This is a genomic window from Roseovarius sp. (genome assembly GCF_018066915.1).
Taxonomy (GTDB): domain Bacteria; phylum Pseudomonadota; class Alphaproteobacteria; order Rhodobacterales; family Rhodobacteraceae; genus Roseovarius.
The window spans coordinates 1-5,003 of sequence record NZ_JAGPVV010000236.1 but is presented as its reverse complement, the minus strand read 5'-3'; the positions used below and the strand labels follow the sequence as shown (position 1 = coordinate 5,003).

Genomic DNA, 5,003 nt, shown 5'->3' with positions numbered 1-5,003 from the left:
CACCGTGCGCTGCTTCAGCACCGTGCCCCAGACCACAAAGGGTGCGCCCAGAAGCGCCGCTACCAAAGCGCCCGCTCCGAGCGAGGGTGTGCCCGACAGCGCCGTGCCCCCGCCCGACAGCATCTGCCAGACCTGCCAGAGCGTGCCACCAAAGAGCAACAGCCAGATCGGCACCATCGCCCAGCCAAAGGCCTTGAGCAGGGCCAATGGTCCCGGTTTGCGGGTTTCCGTTTCTGTCGCGGCCCAGACGATCACGCTGGCCACGGCAATGCCCAGCGCAAGAAGAATGATCTGCCCCTGCTGCGCGCTGAGCGGCAGAGTGATGGTCAAATCTGTCTGTTCCATGCGCGCACCCTTACCGAACCTCGTCGCAACCTTGGCGGGATCGGGGCTTTGGGGCAAGGGGGAGGTTTTCGGGGGCAAGAGATCCTCGGGTCAGGCCCGAGGATGACGGTGCGTGTGGTGGGGCGGGACCATGGCCGCCCCTCACCCTCTCGCCGCGAACACCTCTGTTATCCGCGCGAGTTCCCCCTCCAACCCATAGGGCGGGTTGACCACAAATAGGCCGGAGCCCAGCATCCGGTGCCCGGCGCGCACCGGGGGGAAGCGGACCTCGTGGCGCAGGCCCTCGGGGAAGGCCGCGCCGAGGTGGGTCAGCATCCCTTCATGCGCCCCGCTCGTCAGGATCGGATACCAGAGCATGAGAATACCCACGTTCCATTTGCGGGCGATCTGGGCGAAGTGTCTCGGGATGCTGTCATACTCGGTCTTGACCTCATAGCTGGGGTCCGCGAGCAAAAGGCCGCGCCGGGGTGTGGGAGGGCAGATTTCCTGCGCCATCTCGAACCCGTCCTGCTGGCGGATGCTCACATCATAGCCCGCGAGATTGCGGCGCAGATGCGCGTGCTCTCCGGGGTGCAATTCGGCCAGATGCAGGCGGTCCACGCTGCGCAAGGATAGGGCAGCCATCAGCGGCGAGCCGGGATAGGCGGTGGCACCATGCGCCGCGCGGGTCTGGGTCAGGCAGCGGCGATAGGGGTGATCGGCGGCAAAGCGCGCCTCAAGCCGCTTGACACCCTGCGCCGCCTCGCCGGTTTTCAGCGCCGCGGCATCGCCCAGATCATAGAGCCCGCGCCCGGCGTGGGTCTCGATATAGCTGAGCGGTTTCGGCTTTTGGCACAGATAGGACAGGACCCACGCAAGGGCCGCGTGCTTGTGGACATCCGCCGGATTGCCCGCGTGGTAATGGTGCTGATAGCTGAGCATGGCGGTTGGTAGCAGGTCGCGGGCGCGCCTGACAAGGGGGCGCCTACCCCGCGATTGGCGTAGGCGGGCGCAGCGCGCGGAGCAATTCGCCGTAAAGCGCCATACGCTCCTCTTCGGACAAGAACGCCCCGATCTCGACCTCGCGCCCGGCCCCTTTGAGCGTCAGGTAATGCGCCACCGGCCCGCCCGTGTCATGCATGGTGACCTGCGCCCAATAGCGGTTGCAGGCCCATTCCTGCACATCACCGCGCGGGTTGGTGCGCACCAGATGCACCTCTTCGGGCGCGATGGTCAAAACCTCGGTCAACCGCGCGGTGCGATAGCTGTGTTCCAGCGCCCACCACATCCCCGCCACCGCCAAGAGCAGAAACGGCAACAACCCCCAGAGCACCGCCGTCCCCAACAGAGGATAGAGCGGCACGGTGATCAGCGTGAACGTGGCCAGCACAAAGGCGGCAAAGCCCCGGCGCGGCAATGACCGGTGCGGCCAGAGCGAGAGGGTCACATCTGTGTCGGCCTCGGGGTGAGGGTCTGTCCATTCATACGGCATGTCGGGGTTTTAACCCGCCGGTGGAAAATGAAAAGGGCGCGGAGAGCCTGTAAGCCGGATTCTGTCCCCCCCGAACCGGGGTCCGGGGCTGGATGACCATTCCTCTTGGGACGCTGTTGCCAACGCCCCTCTAGCTGCCAACCCGGACCGCCGGGCCAAGACGTGCCTGCGGGCGGTATCCCGGACCTGGGTCCAGGACCTGCCCCCGCGCGCGGTCCCTATTTGGCATTGCTCCCGGTGGGGCTTGCCGTGCCGGTCCGGTTGCCCGTCCCGCGGTGGGCTCTTACCCCACCGTTTCACCCTTACCCCAGATCACTCGGGGGCGGTCTCTTCTCTGTGGCGCTTTCCCTTGGGTTACCCCAGCCGGGCGTTACCCGGCACCGTTGTCTTGTGGAGTCCGGACTTTCCTCGTCACCCTTGCAGGTGCCGCGGCCATCCGGCCCTCCGCGCAAGGGCTGACTTAGGCGCTTGGGCGCGCGCGGTCAACGGCGAAGCGTGCGGCGAGGTCCGCCATCATCGCGCAATCCTGTGGGTCCAGCGGCCCCGTGACATGCGGGCGAAACCGCAGGCGAAAGGCGCGCAGGATGTCGGCATCGCTGACGCCCTCGGCCCGGACATAGCCAAAGCGTGCGGCATCGCGGGCGAATTGCGCAGGCGTGGCCGCATCCCCTGCCCCGCCCTCGGGCCAGATCGAGAGGCCCTGCCGCGCCAGTCGCCGCCAGTCAAACCGCGGCCCGGGATCGCCTTTGCGCGCCGGGGCCATGTCGGAATGGGCGATGACGCGCGCGGGTGCAATAGCCCAGCGCGCCATGACTGCGCCCAAGAGCGCCTCGAGCGCCGCCATCTGCGGCTCGGGAAAAGGCTCTGCACCGGTATTGGCCAGCTCAATCCCGATGGAGCGCGAATTGACGTCCGTAACATCCCCCCACTGACCGGCCCCGGCATGCCAGGCGCGCGCGGCCTCGTCGACCATATGCCAAACGCGCCCCCGTGGGCAAATGAGGTAATGCGCCGATACCTCGGCCACCGGATCACAAAGCCGCTCGAGCGCCGCCTCGGGCGTGGCCATCGCGGTGTAATGGAGAACGATCATGTCTGGCCGCGCGTCGCCCCGGCGCGGGCCGAAATTGGGCGACGGGTGCCGGATCACCGCAGGTTCAGCCGCGCACCGCGTTGCGGAACGGGCGCGGGTCCCAGTTGCAGGCATAGCCATCGCCATCGGGGTCAAGCCCCTGACGGTCCTTTTCCGGCCCGCCGCGCCGCAGGAAATCCAACTGCGCCTGATCGGCAGAGGGGTATTGCGCGCAATTGCGCTCGAACTTCGAGGCGGCGTTGATCCCCATGCGGCGATAGACCGGCGTGCCCACGGCATGTTTCGTGCTCAGCGCATAGTCAACGATATTGGGGCCCACGTCGCTCGGACGGCTGCCGATCGCTTGCGGCTGCACCACCTGATATTGCGCGCGGTTGTTGGCGATGCGCGCGGCATCCTCGGCGATCGAGCGCTCGGCCCCTACGGCGTCAAAGTTGTTCTCTTGCGAAATCCCGGCGGAATTCTCGACCGCAGGGGGCGGGTTCGAGGGGCTGGCATTCACCGGCTCGACACCAGAGTTGGCCGCCGCCGCATCAAGGGCGGCGCGCGCTTCGGCGGCAATGGTGGCGGCATCGTCGGCACCGGCCGTGGTCTGCCCCGTGGCACTCAGCGGCTCGGACGACACCGCATCGGGCGGCGGCAGGGCACCACGCGCCAGCGCCGCCTCGCGCGCGGCCTTTTCACGCTCAAAGCTGTCATAGTTCTGAAAGCCGACCCCGGCACCACTATCGGGCACGGCGGGGGCACAGGCCACCAGCGCCATCAGAGCAACCAAACCAAGAGTGAACCGCATGTCTTTCATCCTGCCAAAAGCCGTTTCGACCCGCGCCTTACCACCATTTCGCGGGCTTGGCCACAAAGCCCGCAGCCGACTCCAGCGCATAGGCGGTGTTGAGCAGATCACCTTCTTCCCAAGGCCGCCCAATCAGTTGCAGCCCGAGCGGCAAACCCTTGCCATCCAGCCCGGTGGGCACTGCAATGCCCGGCAGCCCCGCCAGATTGACGGTCACGGTAAAGACGTCGTTGAGATACATCTGCACCGGATCGGCATCGGTCATCTCGCCCAAACCAAAGGCGGCGCTTGGCGTGGCCGGTGTCAGGATCGCGTCGACACCAGCGGCAAATGCCTCGTCAAAGTCGCGCTTGATCAGCGCGCGCACCCGGCGGGCACGATTGTAATAGGCGTCATAGAACCCGGCTGACAAAACATAGGTGCCCACCATCACGCGGCGCTGCACCTCTGCGCCAAAGCCCTCGGCGCGGGTTTTCTCATACATTTCCGTGATGCCATCGCCCTGCGCCAGCTTGGCCCGGTGGCCATAGCGCACCCCATCATAACGCGCGAGATTGCTGGACGCCTCAGCAGGCGCAATCACGTAATAGGCCGGCAGCGCATATTTCGTATGCGGCAGGCTGATATCGCGGATCTCTGCGCCCGCATCGCGCAGCATGTCGGCCCCGTCAGACCACAGCTTTTCGATCTCAGAGGGCATACCCTCCATCCGGTATTCGCGCGGGATGCCGATCACCTTGCCACGAATATCTCCCGTCAGCATCGCCTCGAAATCGGGCACGGGAATATCAGCCGAGGTGCTGTCCTTGGGATCATGCCCACACATGGCCCCCAGCATGATGGCGCTGTCGCGCACCGTCTTGGTCATCGGCCCGGCCTGATCGAGCGACGAGGCAAAGGCCACGATCCCCCAGCGCGAGCAGCGCCCATAGGTGGGCTTGATGCCCGTGATGCCGGTAAAGGCCGCAGGCTGGCGGATCGAGCCGCCGGTATCGGTGCCGGTCGCGCCCAAACAGAGGTCGGCGGCCACGGCACTCGCCGACCCGCCCGACGAGCCACCGGGCGTCAGCGCCACCGCGTCATTGCCGCGCCGCCACGGGTTGACGGCATTGCCATAGCACGAGGTCTCGTTCGAGGACCCCATGGCAAATTCGTCCATATTGAGCTTGCCCAGCATGACCGCGCCCGCATCAAAGAGGTTCTGCGTCACGGTCGATTCGTATTCCGGGCGGAACCCCTGCAAAATCCGGCTTGCGGCCTGAGAGGGCACGCCCTTGGTGCAAAAGAGGTCCTTGATGCCC

The 5,003-nt window shown here is 66.3% G+C and carries 6 protein-coding genes and 1 other RNA gene; all 7 read right to left on the bottom strand.

All coding sequences use genetic code 11. The annotated features are described in order from the left end of the window. Positions 1-345: hypothetical protein (locus tag KBT70_RS13225; protein ID WP_296634310.1), on the bottom strand; the 345-nt coding region annotated here is incomplete at its 3' end. A gap of 141 nt (positions 346-486) precedes the next feature. Then, the gene (gene rlmJ / locus KBT70_RS13220) at positions 487-1,266 is read right to left on the bottom strand and encodes a 23S rRNA (adenine(2030)-N(6))-methyltransferase RlmJ (RefSeq protein WP_296634307.1); all 780 of its coding nucleotides are present in this window, start codon (positions 1,264-1,266) and stop codon (positions 487-489) included. 43 nt (positions 1,267-1,309) lie between these two features. Then, positions 1,310-1,816, bottom strand: coding sequence for a DUF2244 domain-containing protein (locus tag KBT70_RS13215; RefSeq protein ID WP_296634304.1), 507 nt, complete (start codon positions 1,814-1,816; stop codon positions 1,310-1,312). Between the two features lie 34 nt (positions 1,817-1,850). Further along, positions 1,851-2,264, bottom strand: an RNA gene (gene rnpB, locus KBT70_RS13210) — RNase P RNA component class A. 12 nt (positions 2,265-2,276) lie between these two features. Then, positions 2,277-2,909, bottom strand: coding sequence for an N-acetylmuramoyl-L-alanine amidase (locus KBT70_RS13205; RefSeq protein ID WP_296634313.1), 633 nt, complete (start codon positions 2,907-2,909; stop codon positions 2,277-2,279). A gap of 64 nt (positions 2,910-2,973) precedes the next feature. Further along, positions 2,974-3,702: a hypothetical protein gene (locus KBT70_RS13200; protein WP_296634301.1), complete on the bottom strand. Its 729-nt coding sequence runs from the start codon at positions 3,700-3,702 to the stop codon at positions 2,974-2,976. A gap of 37 nt (positions 3,703-3,739) precedes the next feature. Next, positions 3,740-5,003 (bottom strand): Asp-tRNA(Asn)/Glu-tRNA(Gln) amidotransferase subunit GatA (gene gatA, locus KBT70_RS13195; protein WP_296634298.1); only part of this gene is annotated, 1,264 nt, incomplete at its 5' end.